Genomic DNA, 22,444 nt, shown 5'->3' with positions numbered 1-22,444 from the left:
GTTCTGTTGTTGGGCTTTCGGTACGTCAAGGGACAGAAAAAATCGGGGCAGATCCCGATCTGGCCTTGCGTTCCCGGCAGTCGTCCCACAGGATGACTCACATCGCGTCGTGACCTGGACGTGATCATCCGGACTCCCTTTCGTTACCTGTCCGGGTGCCCCCTCCCCTGCCTGGGGGGCTGGTGTTCTCCACCATGCCCAAGCTCACAAGGAGCGCCTTACCGATGTCCAAAGCCCGACATGCGCGCCCCCGGCGAAGTACCCGCCGGGTGGTCCGGACTCTCACCGTCGCCGGTCTCGGCGCCGGCATCACCGTCGCCGCCACCGGCGCGGCGTTCGCGACCGACTACAAGGTGAAGGCCGGAGACACGCTCTCCGAGATCGCGCAGGCGAACGGCGCCGACTGGCACCAGCTGGCGAAGCTCAACAACCTGAAGGACCCCGATCTCATCCTGATCGGCCAGACCCTGACGCTGGACGGCACGGCCAAGGCCACCGCCCCGAAGCGGGTCTCCCCGAAGACCAAGGTCGTGACGAAGAAGAAGGTCGTCGCGAAGCAGACCGTGCGCAAGCCGCGGACCAACCGCTCCGCCGAGCGCCCGTCGAACAGCGGCTCCGTGAGCATGAGCGCCGCCTGGCGCAAGGTCGCCAACTGCGAGTCCGGCGGCAACCCCCGCGCCGTCAACCCGACCGGCAAGTACTTCGGCCTGTTCCAGTTCGACAAGCAGACCTGGCGCAGCGTCGGCGGCAGCGGCAGCCCGGCCTCGGCCTCGGCGGCCGAGCAGCTGATGCGCGCGAAGAAGCTCTACGCGCAGCGCGGCAACTCGCCGTGGCCGGTCTGCGGGCGCTTCCTCCCGTAACACCGACCGGCACGCACTCGGACCCCTCAGGAGTGCGTGATGACGAGCATCTCGTCGGCGCCCGTCTGGAACTCGTAGGGAACCTTGCGAATCTCCCAGCGGACGCCGTCGAGCTCGTCGAGCACCTCGGGCAGGAACGGCACCGGATCGCCGGTCCCCTGCAGCACCAGCGGGAACACCCGGACCTCCTTGCTGCTCACCCGGATCAACTCCCGCAGCGCGGCCAGATGCCAGGCCCGGTCGAAGGTGTCGGCCCAGGTGAAGAGCAGGTGCGAACACAGCGCCAGCTCGAACTTCCCGTCCTCGAACGGCAACTCGGGCAGCCCGCCCGCGACGTACCGGTCCGGTGCCTCGCCGATGTCCTGCAGGAACCGGTCGGCCGCCTCGAGCCGGAGGTCGTCCCGCCGCTGCGGCGTCCCGTACCACTGCCAGACGAACCGGTCCTCGTTCGCGTCGATGATCTGCATCCCGTGCGGCAGACTGCGCCGTACCGTGTCGACGAGCTCCGGCATCGACAACGCGTACGCCGGGTCCACCGCCACCACGTCGACCCCGCGCGCGGCGGCCTCGGCGGTGAAGCTCGAGCCGCCGGCGGAACAGTCGAGCACGGAGGCGGGGAGTTCGGTCAGGTCGAACATCGCTTCGTACTCGGCGTACGAGCGAGAGGTCACCAGCAAGGTCTTACCTTTCGACGGTGGTCCGTAGCCGGCGATCCAGGGCTGTGGCCCCGGCCGCCAGAGCCAGGAACAGTACCGCGACGAGCAGACAGTTCAGCAGAACCTGTCCATATCCGTGCTCGGTGACATTGACGAACGGATACGGATAGAACCCGTCGGCCGCACCGCGGATCAGCGTGAACGCCAGCCACGCCAGCGGGTAGATGACCGACAGCCCGGCGATCCGCCAGCTGGTCAGACCGCGGGGGCCGAAGAACACCCAGCCGAGGACACCGAGCAGTGGACTCAGGGTGTGGAGCAGGAAGTTCGCTACCGCCGCCCAGCCGGACAAGTCGTCCGTGCCGGCGAGTACGGCGTGGTAGACGATCCCGGTCACCGCGATACAGAGAACGCCGTTCAGTCGGAGCACTTTGTACGGCGTGCTCCGATGACCCAGCAGCAACGCTGTCACCCCGAGCAGCAGGTTGGACTGGATCGTGAAGTAGGCGAAGACGTTCCAGATCGGCGACACCACCAACTGGAGCACCACGCCCCCCAGGGCGACAGCCGCAGTGATCACAGACACCACTCGTCCGGTCGTCATAGCTGCAATCTACGACGACCGGACGGGCGGAACCGGGAGGTCAGGCGTCTTGTTCCACTCGCGGCGCCTGCTTCTTGTCGGAGTCGTCATCGTCGAAGCTGTAGCTGAACGAGACGAACCCGTCGATCACCAGCACGATGGTCCACGGCCACGCCGGGGCGAGCGCCGCGTCGTACCCCTGACCGGACAGCAGACCAAGCGCGATCATGATGCCGACGCCGATGACGTACGCGAGCAGGTGGTGGAACCAGCCGGACCGCTCGCGCCGGGCACGCTCCCGGCCGCCCTTCGGCGGCTTCACCGGCCGCGGCCCGCCGGCGAACCTGTACGCCGCCCAGCCGTCGGCCCACTTGAGCGTCTGGTGCCCGAATCCGACACTGACCCCGATGAAGATCGCGGCCAGCGAATGCTTGAACGACGGCGCGGCGCCCCGATGGATGTCGATCACGCTGGCGACCAGCATCACCACGTCCACCAGCGGAACCATCATCAGCAGGACCATCCCGGCTTTCGGCAGCCGGAACAGGTAGCGCGTCGCCATCCCGGCGGCGAGCAGCACCCAGAAGCCGATCTCACACGCAGCGATCACAGCGAGCAGCACAGCGATTCACCCCAAGCTTGTTTTAGTACGACTGTGTTGTGAAAAGACGATAACACAGGTGTGCTAAAAAGAGCACATGCCGAAGATCGTCGACCACGACGCCCGCCGCGAGGAGATCGCCCAGGCCCTGTGGCGGGTGGTCCGCCGCGACGGCATCCGCGCCGCCTCGGTCCGGACCATCGCCGCCGAGGCCGGCTGGTCCGCCGGCGCCGTGCGCTACTACTTCCCCGACCAGGACGGTCTGCTGAAGTTCGCGATGGAGCTGGTCTCCCGCCGCGTCGGCGAGCGAATCACCGCGCTGACCGCGCGCGGCGGCACCAAGGGCAGCGCCACCACCGTCGTCCTGCGGTATCTCGAAGAGGTCCTCCCCCTCGACGCCGAGCGGATGGCCGAGTTCGACGTCTGGCTCGCCTTCACGGTCCAGGCTCAGGCCGAGACCGGCGCCGGCACTCTGCACGACAACGTCGAGACCGTGCACGACGGCCTGCGCGCCCTGTGCGCGGAGCTGATCAATGCGCTCTCCGACGCCGGCTCACTGCGCGACGGTCTGGACCTGCGCCTCGAGGTGGAGCGTTTGCATGCCTTGATCGACGGCCTGGCCCTGCACGCCGCCATCCAGCCCGGGCGCACCACGCCGGCCCGGCTCCGACGGCTGCTTCGCCTTCACATCGACTCCTTGCTGGCCCAAAACCCCTTACAAACCAAGGAGTTTGGCCAAACCAAGGATTTCGCGCCAGCTGCACGACAAGTTCGCCAGAAACCTGACTAAAACATTGCCTACCGTGGCACCATCCTCAGCATGGAGTCCGCGGGCGTCATCGTCGTCAGCGGAATCATGGCGTCCGGGAAGTCGGCGGTCGCCCAGCTGCTGGCCGAACGCTTCCAGTACGGCGTCAACATCCCCGGCAACACGTTCCGCCGGATGATCGTCAGCGGGCACCCCTCGATGGCCGACGATCCGACCGAGGCCCAGCGGCAGATGCGGCTCGGTTTCCGGCTCGCCTGCCAGGCCGCCGACTCGTTCGCCGAGGCCGGGTTCACCGTCGTACTGCAGGACGTCGTGATCGGTGAGCTGCTCCGCGAGTTCCTCGACGGCATCCGCACCCGCCCGCGCTACCTCGTCGTACTGACGCCGCGGCCGGACGTGATCTCCGGCCGGCTCGGTGGTTCACATCATCTGGTCGACGAGCTCGACTACGAGCTGCACGCCTTCAGCCCGCGCCGCGGTCTGTGGCTGGACAACTCCGATCTGTCCGCCGGCGAGACCGTCGACGCGATTCTCGGCCGGTTGGACGAGGCACGCTTCGAGTGATGGCGAGCGTCGCTACTCGGGGGTAGTTTGGCGGGATGGCGACCACGGTACGGCGGACTTCCTGCAACCTGTGTGAAGCGATCTGCGGGGTGCTGGTGACGGTCGAGGACGGCCACGTCACCGACATCCGGGGCGACGAATCCGACCCGCTGTCCCGCGGTCATATCTGCCCGAAGGCGGTCGCGCTGCGTGACCTGCAGGAGGATCCGGACCGCCTGACCACGCCGGTACGACGTACTGCCGACGGCTGGCAGGAGATCGGGTGGGACACGGCGTACGAACTGATCGTCACCAAGCTCACCGCGGTGCAGAAGAAGCACGGGCGAAACTCGGTCGGCGTCTACCTCGGCAACCCGAACGTGCACAGCCTTGGCGCGCTGACGCACATGCCGACGACGGTCCGGCAACTGCGGACGCGGAACAAGTTCAGTGCGACGTCGATCGACCAACTGCCGCACATGCTGTCGTCGTACCTGCTGTACGGACATCAGCTGATGATCGCGGTCCCCGATATCGACAGGACGTCGTACCTGCTGATGCTGGGCGCCAACCCGCTCGCGTCGAACGGCAGCATGATGACCGCGCCGGGATTTGGCCGGCGGATCAAGGAAGTGCGCAAGCGCGGCGGCAGGGTCGTCGTGATCGACCCGCGCCGGACCGAGACAGCGGCGGTCGCCGATGAGCACCACTTCGTCCGGCCGGGCACGGACGCGGCATTCCTGCTGGCGCTGATTCATCAAGTGATCGCTGATGGGCACGCGCGACCGGCGTCGTACGTCGATGGGCTGGCGGCCGTGGAGGCTGCGGTCGCGGAGTGGACGCCGGAGCGCGCTGCCGCGCTGACCGGGATCGACGCGGAGGTGATCCGGCGGATCGCGACCGAGTACGCGACGGCCGGGCGGGCTGCGGTGTATGGACGTGTCGGGGTGTCGACGCAGCAGTTCGGTGCACTGTGTCAGTGGGCGATCCAGGTGCTGAACATCATCACGGGCAACCTGGATCGGCCAGGCGGCACGATGATCCCGCGACCGGCGGTGAACGCGCTGATCGGGCTGGGCCGTGGGCATATCGGCGTGTGGTCGAGCCGGATCCGCGGGCTGCCGGAGTTCGGCGGTGAGCTGCCGGTGTCGGTGATGGCCGAGGAGATCCTGACGCCGGGCGACGGGCAGATCCGGGCGATGGTGACGATCGCCGGGAACCCGGTGCTGTCGACGCCGGACGGCCGCAAGCTCGACGAGGCGTTCGAGTCGCTGGAGTTCATGGTCGCGGTCGATCCGTACATCAACGAGACCACGCGGCACGCCGACGTGATCCTGCCGCCGGCTCCGCCACTCGAGCGCGAACACTACGACCTGATCTTCCACCAGTTCGCGGTTCGGAACACGGCTCGCTGGAATGACGCCGTACTGGCGAAGCCGCCGTCGGCTCGGCACGACTGGGAGATCTTCCGCGACCTCGGCATCGCCCTGGTACGACGTACGCCGCTCAGCCGGAAGCGGCTCACGGTCGAGGCGCGCCTGCGGTTGGCGCCGCGCCGGATCGTTGACGCGGGTCTGCGGATCGGTCCGTACCGGCTGTCGTTGCGGAAGCTGCGGAAGGCTCCGGGCGGGATCGACTTCGGACCGCTGCAACCGGCCCTGCCGAAGGCGCTGCTCACCAAGGACAAGCGGATCAACCTCGACCAACCGATGATCCTCGCCGACCTCCCCCGCCTGGACTCGTTGCAGGCAACAGCCGAGGGCGAACTCCTGCTGATCGGCCGGCGGCACCTGCGCAGCAACAACTCCTGGATGCACAACTCGGCCCGCCTGGTGAAGGGCAAACCCCGCCACCACCTGCTGATGAACCCCACCGACCTGGCCGACCGCTCACTGACCGAAGGTCAGCTCGTCACCATCACCTCCGCCGCCGGCTCCCTCGCCGTAGAAGTTGCCTCCAGCAACGACATGATGCCCGGCGTGGTCTCCCTCCCGCACGGCTTCGGCCACACCCGCCCCGGCATCCACCTGGCCGTAGCGTCGCAGGTACCGGGCATCTCCCTCAACGACCTCACCGACAGCGCCCTCACGGACCCCATCTCCGGCACCGCCGCCGTAAACGGCGTACCGGTAACCGTCACCGCCTAACCCCACCAACCGACCCGCGCCACCGCCCCCTCCCCCCAACCCCTCACCCGCCCGCCCGCCCCATTTGCCTGGCTAGGCAGCCAAATCAGGGGTTCCACACCCTCATGCGAGTACCTAACCCCCAATCTCAGTGGCTAGGCAGGCAAATGCGGTTGCCGCGGCTGGGACCGGGGGCGCGGGCGGTCGGCGTGCCGGGATTTGAGTGGCTGGGCAGGCGAATCGGGGGTTCCGCACTGTGGATATGGGTGCGGAACCCCCGATTTCGGTGGGTAGGCAGGGAAATGGCGGGGCGTTAGGGGGTGGGGTGGGGGCGGGGGGCGTAGCGGGGTGGGCGGTTGCAGGTGGGGGCGGTGGGTGGGGGCGGGGCGGAGCTGTCCCGGATGTTCAGGAGGGGTGTGGAGTAGAGGTGGGGTTGGGGTGGGGCGCCTTCCAGGAGGTCCAGGAGGCGGTGGGTTACTTCGGCGCCGAAGCCGACGATGTTGTGGCTCATCGCCGTCAGGCGCGGGTGGGTGATGCGGCAGAGGGTGGAGTCGTCCCAGGCGACGAGCGTGATGTCGCGGGGTACGCACGCGCCGAGGCCTTGTACGACGGAGAGTCCGGCGACCGCCATCAGGTCGTTGTCGTAGATGATCGCGGTCGGGCGCGGGTCTGAGGCGAGCAGGTCGCGGGTCGCGCTGGCACCTTCGTCGGCGGAGTAGTCCGTGTGGATCACGTTGACCTGCAGGCCGAACCGGCTGCTGGCGGCCGCGAACGCGCGGTCGCGGATCCAGACATCGCCGTACTCGGGTGGGCCGGCGACCCGGGCCACGCGGCGATGGCCGAGGGATGTGACGTGGGCGAGCGCGGTGTTCATCGCCGCGGTGCCATCGCTGTAGACACACGGCAGACCCTGAGCGAGTTCAGGGTCGCCGACCAGGATGGCGGGGAGGCCGAGCTTGCGGAGCAACGGGATCCGTGGATCGTCGACGCGCAGGTCGACCACGATCACGCCGTCGACGCGGCGCTCGGCGGCCCATTTCCGGTACGTCGCCAGTTCCTCGTCCAGGTTGGTCACCACCTGAAGGGCCAACGCGTACGAGCGCTCGGCGAGCACGGACTCGACACCTCCCACGAAGCCCATGTAGAACGGCTCCTCGGTCAGCGTCTGCGCGGTCCGCGCAAGCACCAGGCCGAACGTCTCACTGCGCGCCGCGGACAACTGACGGGCGGCGCGGTTCGGGACCCACTCCATTTCTTCGGCAACGCGAAGGACCCGCGCACGGGTAGCCGCGGACACTCCGGGCTGATTGTTCAGCGCGTACGACACCGCGCCTTTGGAGACGCCGGCGCGGCGTGCGATCTCCTTGATGGTGACTCGGGGCACAACTAACTCCTCACGGGCGGCCGGACCGCTGACGGTCGGTCCGGAATCCTCTAGTGTGCGCGCGTTTCCACGGCGTGTCACCAAGTGGGAGCGGAGAGTGATTGTTTTGTTCACATATCGGAACTCGCCGGTTTCGGTCGCGGCTGCCCGAGGTCTGGGCGGACCCTAGTCTGAGCGCGCTCTCGTGGGATACGGTTGCCAGCGTTACTTAACCGGTTCGGCTATCACGCCGGTACGGCGGCTCCAGGGCAGCGGGCGCCGTACCGGTCACGAGGAGAAACCATGGTCGCAGTGGACAACCTGTCCCTCCAGCTGTACACCGTCCGCTACAAGCTCGAAGAGGACTTCGACGCCACCTTGGCCCGCATCGCGGAGATCGGCTACACCAAGGTCGAGCCGTTCGGCATCCCGGGCAACGCGGACAAACTGGCCGAAGCGCTGCCCAAGCACGGACTCTCGGCGCCCACCACGCACGCCGGCCTGCTCCGTGACGACGCCGCGCCGATCTACGCCGCTGCCAAGAAGCTCGGCATCAGCACCGTCATCGACCCGTTCGTCGACCCGGCCCGCTGGCAGTCGGCCGACGACATCAAGGCGACCGCCGAGGCTCTGAACCAGGCGTCGGTCGAGGCCGCCGAGCACGGCATCACGGTCGGGTACCACAACCACCAGTTCGAGTTCGAGAACAAGATCGACGGCGCCCACCCGCTGGAGATCTTCGTCGACCACCTGAACGACGACGTCATCCTCGAGGTCGACACCTACTGGGGCGTCGTCGGCGGCGGCGACATCCCCACCCTGCTGAAGAAGTGGGGCAACCGCGTCCAGGCGATCCACGTCAAGGACGGCGACGGAACCCTGAACAACAAGGCCCAGACCGCTGTCGGTGACGGCACCATCGCGATCGCCGACATCCTGGCCGCGGCCCCGCAGGCGCTGCGCGTCGTCGAGCTCGACGACTTCACCGGCGAGATCTTCGACGCCGTCGAGGGCAGCTTCAAGTTCCTCACCGGAGAGGGCGCACCCTCATGAGCGAGCGGAGCGAGGTCATCAAAAAGCACAGTGTGCTTCGTGCCTCAGCGGCGCCCGGAGCGAAGCGAGGACGACGATGAGTTCAGTTGGCGTAGGTGTCATTGGCGCCGGAGTGATCTCCGACGCCTACATCAAGAGCATGCAGAGCTTCCCCGACCTGAAGGTCGTCGCGATCGGCGACCTGCGGCCGGAGGCGGCGAAGGAGAAGGCGAGCCAGTTCGGCATCGAGAGCCATGGGGCTCCCGAGGTCGTGCTGAACCACCCGGACGTCGAGATCGTGGTCAACCTGACCATCCCGGTCGCGCACGTCGAGGTGGCGCTGGCAGCCGTTGCCGCCGGGAAGCACGTCTGGAGCGAGAAGCCGTTCTCGCTGGACCAGGAGAGCGGCCGCAAGCTGCTGGCGGCCGCAGAAGCAGCTGGTCTGCGACTGGGCTGTGCTCCGGACACGATCCTCGGCCCGGGCCTGCAGGAGTCGCGCCGGATCATCGAGCGGGGCGAGATCGGTACGCCGTTGACCGCGCTCACTCTGATGCAATCCCCCGGCCCGGAGTCCTGGCACCCGAACCCGGCATTCCTGTTCCAGGAGGGCGCGGGCCCGCTGTGGGACATCGGCCCGTACTACCTGACCACGCTGGTCCAGCTGTTCGGGCCGGTCGCGGCGGTGGCCGGGATCGGGTCGAAGTCGAAGGAGAAGCGCACGATCGGATCGGGTCCGCTGGCCGGGACCGACTTCGACGTGACGGTTCCGACGCACGTCAGCGCGATCGCACGGTTCGAGTCGGGGCAGTCGTCGCAGAGCATCTTCAGCTTCGACTCGCCGCTGTCCCGGGCCGGGTTCGTCGAGATCACCGGCTCAGAGGCGACGCTCGCCGTACCCGACCCGAACGCGTTCGCCGGCGAGATCAAGATCCGCCGCCGGGGCGCCGAGGACTGGGAGACGCTGGAGACCACCGAGGCCACGGCCGAGCGCGGTACCGGAGTACTGGAGATGGCGCGGGCGATCCGGGCCGACCGGCCGCACCGGGCGAACGGGGCGCTCGCGTTCCACATCGTCGACGTGATGTCGTCCATCACCCAGTCGATCGACAGCGGCGCGTTCGTCGACGTGACGAGCACGGTCGAGGTCGCGCCGGTGCTGCCGGAGGACTGGGACGTTCACGCGGCGACCCTGTGAAGATGGTCGCGTGAACAAACTTGAACTGGATCCCCGGTGGACCGTCGTGTTCGCCGGGGACTCCGTCACCGACGGCGGTCACCGCACCGATCCCACCGGCCTGGGCGACACCTACGTCCGGGACATCGCTCATGATCTCGGCGACGACCGGCCGCGGATCGTCAACGCCGGGACGAGTGGCAACCGCGCGGTCGACCTGGTTGCGCGGTGGTCCACCGACGTACTGGCGTTCGAACCGTCACTGGTGTCGATCCTGATCGGCATCAACGACACCTGGCGGCGCTACGACAAGAACGACCCGACCACGGTCGAGGCGTTCGAGGCGTCGTACCGGCAGTTGCTCGAACCGCTGCGTTGCCCGCTCGTGCTGGTCGAGCCGTTCCTGCTGCAGGTGAAGCCGGAGCACGCCGCGTGGCGGGAGGACCTCGATCCCAAGATCGAGGTCGTCCGCAAGCTCGCTCGCGAGTACGACGCGATCCTGGTGCCGGCCGATGTCGAGCTCAACAAGCTCGCTCTGTCGGTAGGTGCGGCCACTCTGGCCGACGACGGTGTGCACCCCAGCGCGACCGGCCACCAGGCACTCGCCGATCTGTGGCGCCAGTACGTTCTCGCTCCCTGAACTACCTCTCCCGGACCTCACTCCGGGGGAAGTAGTTTGTTCTGACTAAACCGGTTCACGCTCTCCTGGAGATCCGCTGTGACTGCTCGCAAGAATCTGACCACCGAGGGTGGCGCCGCCTGGACCGTTGAGGCGGTCGGTCATGGACCGATCGCGGCGACTGTGCCGGGTGAGGTGCACACCGACCTGCTGGCGGCCGGTGTGATTCCGGATCCGTTCGACGGGGACAACGAGAGCAAGCTGGCCTGGATCGGGTCGACCGACTGGTCCTACCGGACGACATTCGACTGGGCGGCGGACGGGCACGCCGTTCAGGAACTGGTGGCCGACGGACTCGACACCGTCGCGACCGTGACGCTCAACGGGACGCAGCTCGCACAGACCGCCAACCAGCACCGGAGCTACCGCTTCGACGTCACCACACTGCTGGTTGCCGAAGGCAATGAACTCGTGATCGAGTTCGCGGCGCCGGTGGAGGCCGCGAAGAAGCTGGCCGAGACGCTCGGACTCTGGCCGCACACCAACAAGCATGCCTACAACGCGATCCGGAAGATGGCCAGCAACTACGGCTGGGACTGGGGACCGGATCTCGCCACCGCGGGTATCTGGAAGCCGATCGGGATCGAGTCCTGGTCCGGCGTACGGATCGACACGGTCCGCCCGCTGGCAAGCCAGGACGGCACTCTCACTACACACGTCGCGCTCGCCTGGCGCGAAGGCGCGGCCGAGACGACCGTGACCGTCGAGGTCGGTGGCACGTCGGCGTCGACGACGGTTGCCCCCGGCACCGAATCCGTGACGCTGACCAACAGCGTCGCAGACGTTGCCGTCTGGTGGCCGCGCGGCCACGGCGAACAGCCCCTGTACGACGTCAGCGTGGCGACCGGCGATGACGCCTGGACCGGCCGCGTGGGCTTCCGCGACATCACCATGAACGTTGCCCCCGACAAGGACGGCGGTCCGTTCGTCCTGTCGGTGAACGGCAAGCCGATCTACATCCGGGGCGCGAACTGGATCCCGGACGACGCCTTCGTGACCCGGCTGAACCGTTCGACGTACGAGACCAGCATCCAGGACGCGCTCGACGCCGGCATGAACCTGCTGCGCGTCTGGGGCGGCGGGATCTACGAGACCGACGACTTCTACGACATCTGCGACGAGCAAGGCGTCCTGGTCTGGCAGGACTTCCTGTTCGCCTGCGCCGCGTACTCCGAGGACGAGCCGCTGTGGAGCGAGGTCGAGGCGGAGGCACAGCAGGCCGTCACGCGGCTGAGCAAGCACGCCAGCCTCGCGGTCTGGAACGGCAACAACGAAAACATCTGGGGGTACGTCGAGTGGGGCTGGCGCGCGCCGCTGGCCGGGCGCAAATGGGGTGAGGGCTACTACTTCGACCTGCTGCCGAAGATCGTCGCCGAGCTCGACCCGCGGACGCCGTACTCGGAAGGCAGTCCGTACTCGTACGACCACTTCATCCACCCGAACGACGAACGCAACGGGACCATGCACATCTGGGATGTGTGGAACCAGGTGGACTACTCGACGTACCGCAAGTACAAGCCGCGGTTCGTGTCGGAGTTCGGGTTCCAGGGACCGCCGGCCTGGTCGACGCTGACCTCGGTGGTGCACGACGAGCCGCTCGACCCGTACGGCGAGCAGATGCTGGTGCACCAGAAGGCGTATGAGGGCAACCTCAAACTGGAGCGCGGTCTCGGTGACCACCTGCCCTTGTGGAAAGCCGACCGGGGTGGGGTGGGAAATGTATCTAGAATGGATGACTGGCACTGGACTACGCAGCTGAACCAGGCGCGGGCGATCGTCTACGGCATCGAGCACTTCCGCAGCCTGTTCCCGTTGAACACCGGCGCGATCATCTGGCAGCTCAACGACAACTGGCCGGTCGTCTCGTGGGCCGCGGTCGACGGGCACGGGATCCGCAAGCCGCTCTGGTTCGCGCTGAAGAAGGTGTACGCCGAGCGCCTGCTGACCGTGCAGCCGCGGGAAGACGGTCTGGTCGTTGCCGCGCACAACGATTCCGATGTGCCGTGGTCGACCCAGCTGACGCTGACCCGGCGGTCGACCGGGCCAGGTGGTGAGGTGTTCGCACGGGAGAGCATTGCTCTCGAAGTAGAGCCCCGCTCCGCGACCCTTAACACGGTCCCGGTTTCACTACTCAGCGAGGACTCGACCTTCGAGTACCTGGAGGTCCGCGGCGACGACGGATCGACGGCGTACTGGTACTTCGTCGAAGACACCACGCTGCAGCTGGCACCCGACGCCTACACAGCAGCCGTGAAGCCGACCGACAGCGGGTACGACGTCACGGTCACGGCAACCGCATTGGCCAAGGACCTGGCGCTGTTCCCGGACCGCCTGGACCCTGCAGCCCGGGTTGACTCCTGCCTGATCACCCTGTCCGCCGGGGAATCCCACACCTTCCACGTGACCGGCGCAGACGCTCCGGCCGAGGTCGGCGTACCGGTCCTGCGCTCGGCGAACGACCTGCTGAACTGACTTACGACGAGACCTTGACTAAGGGTGGGGCGAGCCGCCTACTGGGGATGAATGCCCTGGGTGTGGCTGGTGACTCCGCGCCGTAGCGAGCATGTGCTCGGTGCGGTGCATCGGTGCGCTGGGGCGAAGGGTTCGATGCGGAGCATCGTGCCCTTTGCACCAGTGCGGCGAGGTGCCGTGCCGAGTGCAGCGCAGTAGGCGGGGAGTTGCCAGCCACACCCCAAGGTTCCGCCCCGCCTTGGAGGTCTTGTCGTCATGCCCAGATTTCGTGTCATCAGCCTTGCGCTGCTGAGTTTCGGCGCGCTCCTCGTCGCTCCGGCCCAAGCACACGCCGCGCTGCCGGTCTGTCAGCACTTCTACACCGGCACCATCCCGGACCGGCCCGTCTCCGGTGGTCACGGGAACGGGACCACCGCACCGGCGTACAGCGTGGCCGGTCGGCTGCCGGCACCCACCGGCATCAACGGTGGGCTCGGCACGGACGGCAAGGTCACGTTCACGTTCAACCGCGTGACCGGCGCCAAGGCGTACCGCGCGTTCAAGAACGGTCAGGCGCTGCAGTGGATCAGTGACTGGGGTCAGACGACTCTCACGGTCACTGACAGCAGTCCGTGCCAGGGTGCGCACTACCAGGTGTATGCGATGTCGGCCGAGGACACTGCGGCCTCGTCGATCGGCCAGATCACCACCTCGTTCCGGCTGAACGCCTCCAACCAACTGGCGGCGTACACGCTGCCTGTCGGCACCACGCTGAACTACCGCGTCTCGGCGTACAACGACGTCGCCCAGACCGCGCTCGGCTACAACGCAGGGACCGGCATCTGTGCAGTCGACGCCCGCAACATCCCCTGGGGTACCCGCCTCTGGGTCCCGGGCTACGGCCACTGCTACGCGGCTGACATCGGCAGCTGGATCAAGGACGACATCGTGGACGTCTGGTTCCCGCCCGGCTCCGCCGCCGACAACTGGGGCATCCAGCGCCTCACGTTGACCGTGGAGTGACGCATACTGGTCGCTCGTGACTGGGGCTCGGGGGATTGCGCTGCTGCTGGCAGCCGTAGTGATGTTGGCCGGTTGTGGCGATCAGCAGTCGTCGACAGGCGTCGTGCCCTTGACCACGACGCCTAAGACAACACCGTCGGCGACGCCCCCGCCTCCGCCTCCGTCCACTCCGTTCACCCCACCGACTAGTCATGTGATGCGGGTCATCGACCATGGGCCGCGTGACAAGAAGCTGGTCGCGCTGACGTTCGACGCCGACCTCACAGCGGTCATGCGGAAGCGGCTGCAGAGCGGGAAGGTCAAGTCGTACTACAACGCCACTCTGATCCAAGAGCTCCGGCAGTTACAGGTTCCGGCCACCATGTTCCTCACCGGGATGTGGATGGAGCAGTATCCAGAGGTGACGAGGGAGCTGGCTGCTGACCCGCAGTTCGAGCTCGGCACACACACCTACGACCACCGCGCCTTCACCAAGCACTGCTACACGCTAGGAACGGTGCCCCGCGCGGAGATGCTGGCTGACGTCCAGAAGGCGGTCAAGCAGCTCGATGCCCTGGACTCCCACGCCACCCGCTGGTTCCGGTTCCCCGGTGGGTGCTACGACGGTACGGCGTTGCACGAGCTCGCACCGGCCGGTGTGACCGCGGTCGGGCTCGACGTACCGGGTGCTGACGGTTTCGCGAAGTCACCGAGGCCCATCATCAGGCAGGTGCTCTCCCACGTGCAGAACGGCTCAATCGTCGTACTGCACATGCATGGCGGCGACAACGCGCCGTACACGGCACAGGCGCTCATACCGATCGTGAAGAAGCTGCGGGCGCGTGGCTTCCAGCTGGTCACTGTGACTCAGCTCATGAACGGGAACCGCTGACACGCCTGTCCCGTCAGTTTCTTGTGAACAACAGGCGGATGCGGAGTGCCGGCATCACGCTCGGCCTGACCGCTCTGGTCGCGGCCACACTGACCGGGTGCTCCAGCGACGACGACACTGCCGACTACGCGGCCATCTGTGTCGATCCGCAGACGGAGACCCGGGTCGACGACACCAACTGCAAGGACGAGCGGGAGTACCACGGCTCGGGCGCAGGGTTCTTCTGGTTCTACATGGCGACTCGCAGCGCGGCGTACGTGCCGGCCATCGGTGGGCGGTACTACGCGGGCAACGGCACCTACACCGTGCCCCGGCAGCGCGACGAGCGCACCGGCGGCGGTAGTGGCTCGCCGACGGTCCAACGTGGTGGACTGTCCAAGAGTGGTGGCGATATCGGCACCATTTCGCGCGGTGGCTTCGGCCACTCCAGTCATGGGAGGTCCGGCGGCTGATGTGGCGGCATGCGAGCAAGCCACGCCCCGGCTGGCGGGACAAGGTCGTCGAGCAGGGTCTGGTGTTCCCGATGACCGACATGCCCGACGGCACCGAGCGCCCGTACTGGAATGAGAGCGCCTGGTACGAGGTGACCATGGACGAGGTCCTGCACCTCGAGAGCGTCACCGAGGAGCTCTACGCGATGTGTCGGCACGCAGCCGAGGTCATGGCGACCGGAGACCGGTTCTCCGACGCTCAGCTCGGCCTTGCACCTGGCACGTTGCCCATGGTCCAGCAGTCGCTGAAGCGCGAAGACCTGTCGATGTACGCGCGTTTCGACCTGGCCTGGAACGGCACCGACCCCAAGATGCTGGAGATCAACGGGGACACCCCCACCGGCCTGGTCGAGTCCGCAGTGATCCAGTGGAACTGGCTGGAGGACGTCTTCCCGGACGCGGACCAGTGGAACTCCGTGCACGACCGCCTGGTGCAGTGGTGGGCCCGACAGCTCGCAGCGGGTCGCTTCCCCGGTAACGAGGCGCACTTCTTCAACTCGGCCGCGGAGACGTCCGGTGAGGAGGAGATGACGGTCGCGTACCTGCGGGACACCGCCGCGCAGGCCGGATTGGCGACGTACGGGCATCAGATCGAGGACGTGGGCTGGGACGCCGCACAGCGCGCCTTTGTGGACTGGGGCAACCGACAGATCCGTACGGCGTTCAAGCTGTACCCGTGGGAGGACATGCTCGACGAGGAGTTCGGCCGCTTCATCCTCGCGGGTACCGAGCGTCAGCCGGTGCAGTGGATCGAGCCGATCTGGAAGACCATGCTGTCCACCAAGGCGATCCTGCCGGTGCTCTGGGAGCTCTACCCCGACCACCCGAACCTGCTCCCCGCGTACTTCGGTCACCCGGGCGATCTGACCGAGTGGGTAGCCAAACCGCTGCACGGCCGCGAGGGCAGCAACATCGTCATCCACACCGCCGACCAGGACCACACACAGGAGGGTCCGTACGACATGTCGACGATGGTCTACCAGCAGTGGTACCCACTTCCGTCGTACGACGGCAACCAGGCGGTGCTGGGCAGCTGGATCGTCGACGGCTCGGCCGCCGGCATGATGGTGCGCGAGTCCGACGGGCCGATCACCGACTACTACGCCCGGTTCGTCCCGCACGCCATCGGCACCAGTCCGCGCCCTGATGCCGAGACCGTCCAGCGCTGGCTCGCTGAGTAGAACACATTTCCCACCCCACCACCCCGGTCGCAGCTAATCCAGGTTGATGGCGATGTACTTGGTCTCCAGGTACTCGTCGATGCCGACCGTCCCACCTTCACGACCGAGGCCGGACTGCTTGACGCCACCGAACGGCGCGGCCGGATTGGACACGATGCCCTGGTTGAGGCCGATCATGCCGGTCTCGAGGCGTTCGGAGATGCGCAGCGCGCGGTTCAGGTCGTTGGTGAACAGGTAGGAGACGAGCCCGTACTCCGTGTCGTTCGCCATCGCCACCGCTTCGTCCTCGGTGTCGAAGGCGGTCAGTGGCGCGACCGGCCCGAAGATCTCCTCCTTCTGCAACCGGGCGTCGCGCGGCACGTCGGCCAGCACGGTCGGCGGATAGAAATAGCCCTTGCCCTCGGCAACCGTTCCACCGGTGAGGACCTGCGCACCATGCGCGATCGCGTCGTCGACGAGGTCCTTGACCTTGTCCCGCTGGGTCGCATCGATCAGCGGCCCGAGGTCGACACCGTCCTCGGTGCCGCGGCCCACCGTGAGAGCGCCCATCCGCGAGCTGAGGCGCTGCGAGAACTCCGCCATCACTGGCGTCTCCACGTAGATCCGGTTGGCCGCCGTACAGGCTTCGCCGCCGTTGCGCATCTTCGCGAGCATCGCGCCCTCGACCGCCTTGTCCAGGTCGGCGTCGGCGAACACGAGCAGCGGCGCGTTGCCACCCAGCTCCATGCTGGTCTTCAGCACCTGCTCGGCGGCCTGCTCGATCAGCTTGCGGCCGACCTGGGTGGAGCCGGTGAAGGACAGCTTGCGAGCGCGGCCGTCGCGGATGAGCGGTTCCATCACGCCACCGGAGTCGCTGGTCGTCAGCACGTTGAGGACGCCAGCAGGCAGGCCGGCTTCGGTCATCAGCTCGGCCAGCTTCAGCATCGAAAGCGGCGTCTGCGCCGCAGGCTTGATCACCATCGTGCAGCCGGCCGCGACCGCCGGGCCGATCTTGCGGGCGCCCATCGCGGCCGGGAAGTTCCACGGTGTGATCAGCAGGCACGGGCCGACCGGCTGCCGCATCACCAGGAAGCGGCCCTTGCCGTTCGGAGCGACCTGATAGCTGCCCTCGATCCGCACGGCCTCTTCCGCGAACCAGCGGAAGAACTCGGCCGCGTACGCGATCTCGCCCTTGGACTCGGCGACCGGCTTGCCCATCTCGAGCGTCATCAGCAGTGCGAGCTCGTCAACGCGCTCGGTCATCAACTCATAGGTACGGCGGAGGATCTCGCCGCGCTCACGTGGTGGTGTGGCTGCCCAGTCCGCCTGCGCGGCTACGGCTGCGTCGAGTGCGGCCATACCGTCGGCCGGACTCGCATCGGCGACCTCACACAACGTCGTACCGGTGGAGGGGTCCTCGACGGCCAGTGTCCGGCCGCCCTCACCCGCTCTCCACTTCCCCCCGATGAACAGCTCAGTCGGACAACCCTCGACAACAGCCTGCTCCTGGTCCATGTACCCACCATAGGTCGCTGTCAGGCGGTGGCAATGAGCGGCGGAGCGTGCCGCGGGACTGTCCGGATCGACCGCGTCAGACCGGCGGCAATCGTGCGCAGGATCGATGAGCGGACCAGACCATCAAAGGCGAGCGGTACGAGCATCAGCTCATCAGCTGTCGTAGCGGCGACCAGATCACCAAGTGCCGACACCACAGAGGTCCGTGAGCCGACGATGTGGCTCGGGTCGTCCAGGAGCCGTTCGGCGCGACCGCGCTCGCGTCCGGTCAGTGGCGGCTCCAGCAACGCCATGAGGTCGGCTGTGGTCGCACGAGGCGACGCCACACTGAGCCGCGTCTTCACGCGCACGTACTCGGCGAACCGGACGATGGCTTCCTGCTCGGTGTCCGCAGCAACCACTCCGATCGTCACGACCAGATAAGGCTTCACCGTCGGCCCGCTGGCCTCAAAGTGATCCCGGTACGCCGCCACTGCCGCACTGGTCATCGCAGTCGCACTGTGATGCTGCACCACAACAGGCAACCCCCGTACGGCGGCAACTGCGGCCGCACCGGGGTGATCGGCACACACGAGTACCGGTGGAGGCAGTCCGGCCAGCGACAGCCGTACGTCGCCAACTGGTGCACGGCCAGGCATGCCGTCGCGGAGGAACCCGCACAGTTCGTCGAGTCGTTGCGGGAAGGTGTCCCGGGCACCACCGCCGAGTGCGGCCGCCGTACTGGGTGCATGACTGAACTGCTGGCCCACACCGAGGTCGATCCGGCTCGGGTACGCCGCAGCGAGCGCAGCGAACTGTTCGGCGATCACCAGCGGCTGGTGGTTGGTCAGAAGCACGCCGGCCGAGCCCAGCCGGATTTGGTCGGTCCGTGCTGCGAGAACGGCGGCAAGAACGGCAGGTGCCGCGCTGCCGACGCCCCGGACGCCGTGCTGCTCCCCCAACCAGAACCGGCGGTAACCGAGGTCGTCGGCAGCCTGTGCGACCTCCGCGGTCTCCCGGAGAGCGGCCGCAGCCGACTGACCGGGCAGCTGCGGAACGGTGTCCAGCACCGAGTGCGCAGACACCGGCAGACCAGGAGTCAGAGGAGATAACACCCGACCACCGTCGCAGCGCGCACGCGTTTCCACATGGGGGTCCAGCCCCCATGTTCTCGCCCGCCGGTACCCCGAAAGATGGGGGCACCAATCCCTTGCCGTCTACCTGATCCGTCAGGCATTGTTCCCGGCGTTCCTTCCAGAATTCGCGGCAGAGGAGGCCAAGGACGAGTGCAGACAACGAACTGGGAGCCGTAGTAGGGCGTGACTCGCAGGTCCGCGCCGTAGCGAGCAGGTGCTCGGTGCGGTGGCTCGGTGTGCTGGATCGGAGGGTTCGATGCGGAGCATCTAGCCCTTCGGGCCAGTGCGGCGAGGTGCCGTGCCGAGTGCCGCGCAGTAGGCGTGGGCCTGTGAGTCACGTCCTGGCGCTCCCGCCCTGATCCGGCCCGCCTTCCACCAAAGGCCGGCCGGGCGCTGCTGCCGCGGGGTGATCAACCCCCAGTCGTCGCCCCGCGGCAGTTGCCCATCGTTGTCATCCCTAGGTAGCCCGCCGAACCGGAAATATGGGGGCCTGGTACCCATGTCGAGCACCAACTGCCGGTGGCAGCCTGAGCGAGTGCTCAACTCAGTGACCACCGGAACGCTCCGGACCGACCAGCGCGACGCCGCCTGGTGGTCCGCCGCACTGCGTCCGGACGAACGGTCCGCAGTGGCACCGCTCTGGGCCCAGTACGTCGAGCGCAGCCGCACCGCCGGCCCGGGCACACCGTCCGCCGAGGTGAACGACGACTGGCGGCAGGCGCTCATGCAGTGCCTGCAACCGTTGCTGACCGTCGCCCGCGACGACCTGACCGCCGCCGGCCACACCGGCGTCCTGACCGAGCAGTTCATCCACCGCCTCGGTCTGAAGCTGGTCAGGCTCTCCACCCGCACGCTGGTGCTCGAACTGGCCCGGGCCCGCGACCGCGGCGACCTGGTCGGCGACACCTCCGCGCTGCGCTTCCTCGACTTCACCCACCGGCTCGTTGGAGGGAGCGAGCTGGCGGAATTCCTGGCCGCCTATCCGGTGCTGGCCCGGGTCCTGGGCGAGTCGTGCCGACAGAGCATCGAGGCCCACCTCGAGCTGCTGGCACGACTCGCCGAGGACCGAGAGTCGCTCGTCACCGACCTGCTGGACGGCCGCGATCCCGGCGCCCTGATCTCCGTAGAGCCTGGTGGCGACTCGCACTGCCGCGGCCGCAGCACCGCCACCCTCACCTTCGCCGACGGCCGCCGCCTCATCTACAAGCCACGTTCGTTGGACCTGCACGACCACTTCAACGAGCTCATCGACTGGCTCAACAGCAAAACCGGCCTGGACCTGCGCACCGTCCGCCTGGCTCGCCGCGCGGGATACGGCTGGTTGGAGTTCGTCACCACCGAGCCCTGTGCCGATGCCGCCGCCGTCCGCCGCTTCTACCACCGCCAAGGCGCCCTGCTCGCCCTGCTGTACGTCCTCGACGGCACCGACATGCACTACGAAAACCTGATCGCCGCCGGCGAGCATCCGGTCCTCGTGGACATCGAAACCCTCTTCCACCCGTCGCTGACTCCGCCTGGACCGACCAGCGACGATCCGGCGAACCAAGCCATTCGGAGCTCGGTTTCCCGCACCGCCCTGCTGCCGCTGCTCATCGTCGGTGCTACGGGCTCAGTGGCCGACATCTCCGGGCTCGGTGGAGATGTCGAAGCAACAGCGACGGTCCGCGTCGAGTGGGCCGACGCAGGCCTGGACTCGATGCACCTGGTTCGACGGCCCGCGGCCGTTCCCACCGGAAACAACAGGCCGATCCTTGACGGCGTAGCCATCGAACCGCGCGACCACGAGACCGCCGTGCTGATGGGATTCCGGGACGCCTACCAGGCGATCGCCCGGAATCGCCGCGAACTCCTGGGGCCGGACGGAATGCTGGCCCGCTGCGCACGCGACCAGGTGCGCTTCGTACCACGCAACAGCAGCCTGTACGCCGGCCTGCTCGAGGAGGCGACGCATCCGAACGCCTTGCGCGAGGCAGCCGGACGCAGTCAGCTGCTCGACCTGTTGTGGGATGCCGGCTCTTGGTTGCACAGTCTCGTCCCGCACGAACTGGACGACTTGTGGGCAGGGGACGTCCCACTGTTCACAGTCACCCCGGGCAGCCGCGACGTCTGGGCATCAGATGGCACGCGCATCCCTGGTGTCCTTGCGGCTGAAGGGCTCGCCGAAGTCGAGCAGAAGATCGCGTCGTTGAGCGATGTCGACGAGCACCGGCAGCGGTGGCTGATCTCCGCGACGCTGGCGACTCGTCCGGAGCCGATCAGCCACTGCACCACGACAACCCGGCCCTGGCTGGGCACCACGGACGCGCACCCGGACGGCGTACTGGCAGCCGCCACCGACATCGCCGACGAGATCGTTGCCCAGGTCATCGGTAAGACCGGCGGTGCAGCGAACTGGATCGGTCTGGAACTACTGGATGACAACCACTGGGCAGTGCGCCCCATGGGCGCGGGCCTGACCAATGGCTACACCGGTACGGCGCTCTTCCTCGCGCAGGTCGGCGCCCTGACCGGAGAGCGTAAGTACTGTGAGCTGGCCCGCGATGTCATCCGCCCGATCCCGCAACTGCTGCAGGCACTCGAATCCGACCTGGAGTCAGCGCAGCTGATCGGTCCGGGGCTGCACGGCCTCGGTGGGATCAGTTACGGACTGGACCGCTTGTCCACGCTGCTCGGCGATGCCGACCTGTCGACCTGGCTGCACGCGTCGCTCGACCTCGCGGCCCGGCTGACACCAGACCCTGCCGAGTTCCCGAACTACGCCGAAGGCGCAGCCGGCGGACTCACCGCCATGCAGGCGATCCGCGACGTACCGGCCGCTGTCCGGCTCGCTCAGCGCTACGCCGATGAACTGGTCCAGGCAGTCGGCAGCAATCAGGCCGCACCCCACCACGGCTTCACGCGCGGCTATCAGGGGATCGCCTGGGCGCTCGGCCGCTACGCAACGCCCGGCGACAAGTACGCGGCTGCAGCCGCTACCGCAGCTGATCTAGACCGAAATGACCAGAAGCCCAGCCCTGGTTGGTGTTCCGGCGACGCCGGAACCACCCTGGCGCAGCTGGCGGCGGCAAAAACTGTGGACCTCGAGATGTATTTGAGGTCCGCCTCCGAACGTCCGGTACTCGCAGACCTCAGTTTGTGTCATGGCGAGCTCGGCGCGGTCGAGCCACTGGCGTGGCTGACCGAAAGCGATCACCCAGCCGTAGAGGGGGTGCGGCAAAACCGTATCCGGCTGGTGCTCGCCGCAGTACAGCAGTACGGACCACAGTGCGGTACACCTCGTGCGGTTCCATCTCCAGGTCTGCTGACCGGTCTGGCGGGAATCGGCTATGGGTTGCTCCGGCTGGCGTTCCCAGAACGCGTGCCCTCCGTGCTGTTGCTGGAATCAACCACCGGATGGAAGCGAGCCATGCGCCGCTGAGATCCAATCAGCAC

The 22,444-nt window shown here is 67.4% G+C and carries 19 protein-coding genes; 13 read left to right on the top strand and 6 right to left on the bottom strand.

Annotated elements, in window-relative coordinates; translation table 11 throughout:
• Positions 1-224 precede the first annotated feature (224 nt).
• On the top strand, positions 225-860 hold the full coding sequence (locus ACFVWG_RS00775; protein WP_391541024.1) for a transglycosylase family protein: 636 nt from the start codon (positions 225-227) through the stop codon (positions 858-860).
• A gap of 26 nt (positions 861-886) precedes the next feature.
• On the opposite strand, the gene ACFVWG_RS00770 is transcribed toward ACFVWG_RS00775, so the two are convergent.
• The 3 genes from ACFVWG_RS00770 to ACFVWG_RS00760 are packed head-to-tail and all read right to left on the bottom strand — an operon-like array spanning position 887 to position 2,721.
• A complete protein-coding gene (locus ACFVWG_RS00770) occupies positions 887-1,531 on the bottom strand; it encodes a hypothetical protein (protein ID WP_391541023.1) in 645 nt (214 codons plus the stop codon).
• Between the two features lie 10 nt (positions 1,532-1,541).
• Positions 1,542-2,120 carry a Pr6Pr family membrane protein gene (locus ACFVWG_RS00765; protein ID WP_391541022.1) on the bottom strand — a complete coding sequence of 193 codons (579 nt, stop codon included), beginning with the start codon at positions 2,118-2,120 and terminating at the stop codon, positions 1,542-1,544.
• Between the two features lie 40 nt (positions 2,121-2,160).
• The gene (locus tag ACFVWG_RS00760; RefSeq protein WP_391541021.1) at positions 2,161-2,721 is read right to left on the bottom strand and encodes a 2TM domain-containing protein; all 561 of its coding nucleotides are present in this window, start codon (positions 2,719-2,721) and stop codon (positions 2,161-2,163) included.
• Positions 2,722-2,797: 76 nt separating this feature from the next.
• Here ACFVWG_RS00760 and ACFVWG_RS00755 point away from each other — a divergent pair, with 76 nt between their 5' ends.
• From ACFVWG_RS00755 to ACFVWG_RS00745, 3 genes are read left to right on the top strand one after another with little or no spacing between them, the layout of a single operon-like run.
• Positions 2,798-3,490 (top strand): TetR/AcrR family transcriptional regulator, encoded by a 693-nt coding sequence (locus tag ACFVWG_RS00755; protein WP_391541020.1) that lies wholly within the window; start codon positions 2,798-2,800, stop codon positions 3,488-3,490.
• 30 nt (positions 3,491-3,520) lie between these two features.
• Positions 3,521-4,033 carry a phosphotransferase gene (locus tag ACFVWG_RS00750; RefSeq protein ID WP_391541019.1) on the top strand — a complete coding sequence of 171 codons (513 nt, stop codon included), beginning with the start codon at positions 3,521-3,523 and terminating at the stop codon, positions 4,031-4,033.
• Between the two features lie 35 nt (positions 4,034-4,068).
• Positions 4,069-6,159 carry a molybdopterin-dependent oxidoreductase gene (locus tag ACFVWG_RS00745; RefSeq protein ID WP_391541018.1) on the top strand — a complete coding sequence of 697 codons (2,091 nt, stop codon included), beginning with the start codon at positions 4,069-4,071 and terminating at the stop codon, positions 6,157-6,159.
• A gap of 292 nt (positions 6,160-6,451) precedes the next feature.
• Here the strand turns inward: ACFVWG_RS00745 and ACFVWG_RS00740 are convergent, their stop codons facing one another.
• Complete coding sequence (locus tag ACFVWG_RS00740) at positions 6,452-7,522, bottom strand: LacI family DNA-binding transcriptional regulator (protein ID WP_391541017.1); 1,071 nt, start codon at positions 7,520-7,522, stop codon at positions 6,452-6,454.
• A 282-nt stretch (positions 7,523-7,804) separates the two neighbouring features.
• Here ACFVWG_RS00740 and ACFVWG_RS00735 point away from each other — a divergent pair, with 282 nt between their 5' ends.
• From ACFVWG_RS00735 to ACFVWG_RS00700, 8 genes are all read left to right on the top strand, one after another.
• Entirely contained in the window at positions 7,805-8,554 is a 750-nt protein-coding gene (locus ACFVWG_RS00735) for a sugar phosphate isomerase/epimerase family protein (RefSeq protein WP_391541016.1), read from the top strand.
• Positions 8,555-8,630: 76 nt separating this feature from the next.
• Positions 8,631-9,728 (top strand): Gfo/Idh/MocA family protein, encoded by a 1,098-nt coding sequence (locus tag ACFVWG_RS00730; protein WP_391541015.1) that lies wholly within the window; start codon positions 8,631-8,633, stop codon positions 9,726-9,728.
• 10 nt (positions 9,729-9,738) lie between these two features.
• Positions 9,739-10,347, top strand: a complete 609-nt coding sequence (locus tag ACFVWG_RS00725; RefSeq protein WP_391541014.1) for an SGNH/GDSL hydrolase family protein — start codon at positions 9,739-9,741, stop codon at positions 10,345-10,347.
• 78 nt (positions 10,348-10,425) lie between these two features.
• Positions 10,426-12,858 (top strand): glycoside hydrolase family 2 protein, encoded by a 2,433-nt coding sequence (locus ACFVWG_RS00720; RefSeq protein WP_391541013.1) that lies wholly within the window; start codon positions 10,426-10,428, stop codon positions 12,856-12,858.
• Between the two features lie 255 nt (positions 12,859-13,113).
• A complete protein-coding gene (locus ACFVWG_RS00715) occupies positions 13,114-13,860 on the top strand; it encodes a 3D domain-containing protein (protein ID WP_391541012.1) in 747 nt (248 codons plus the stop codon).
• A 196-nt stretch (positions 13,861-14,056) separates the two neighbouring features.
• Positions 14,057-14,731 (top strand): polysaccharide deacetylase family protein, encoded by a 675-nt coding sequence (locus tag ACFVWG_RS00710; protein WP_391541011.1) that lies wholly within the window; start codon positions 14,057-14,059, stop codon positions 14,729-14,731.
• Between the two features lie 38 nt (positions 14,732-14,769).
• Positions 14,770-15,183, top strand: coding sequence for a hypothetical protein (locus ACFVWG_RS00705; protein WP_391541010.1), 414 nt, complete (start codon positions 14,770-14,772; stop codon positions 15,181-15,183).
• Positions 15,183-16,403, top strand: coding sequence for a glutathionylspermidine synthase family protein (locus ACFVWG_RS00700; protein WP_391541009.1), 1,221 nt, complete (start codon positions 15,183-15,185; stop codon positions 16,401-16,403). Before ACFVWG_RS00705 ends, ACFVWG_RS00700 begins: the two co-directional genes overlap by 1 nt.
• A 33-nt stretch (positions 16,404-16,436) precedes the next feature.
• On the opposite strand, the gene ACFVWG_RS00695 is transcribed toward ACFVWG_RS00700, so the two are convergent.
• Positions 16,437-17,897, bottom strand: a complete 1,461-nt coding sequence (locus ACFVWG_RS00695) for an NAD-dependent succinate-semialdehyde dehydrogenase (protein ID WP_391541008.1) — start codon at positions 17,895-17,897, stop codon at positions 16,437-16,439.
• A 20-nt stretch (positions 17,898-17,917) separates the two neighbouring features.
• A complete protein-coding gene (locus ACFVWG_RS00690; RefSeq protein WP_391541007.1) occupies positions 17,918-18,991 on the bottom strand; it encodes an MsnO8 family LLM class oxidoreductase in 1,074 nt (357 codons plus the stop codon).
• A 556-nt stretch (positions 18,992-19,547) separates the two neighbouring features.
• Between ACFVWG_RS00690 and ACFVWG_RS00685 the strand changes: the two genes are divergently transcribed.
• Complete coding sequence (locus ACFVWG_RS00685; RefSeq protein ID WP_391541006.1) at positions 19,548-22,430, top strand: type 2 lanthipeptide synthetase LanM family protein; 2,883 nt, start codon at positions 19,548-19,550, stop codon at positions 22,428-22,430.
• Positions 22,431-22,444 lie beyond the last annotated feature (14 nt).

It is taken from the genome of Kribbella sp. NPDC058245, from assembly GCF_042882005.1.
Lineage (GTDB): Bacteria > Actinomycetota > Actinomycetes > Propionibacteriales > Kribbellaceae > Kribbella.
This window is presented reverse-complemented; position numbering and strand designations above follow the sequence as displayed.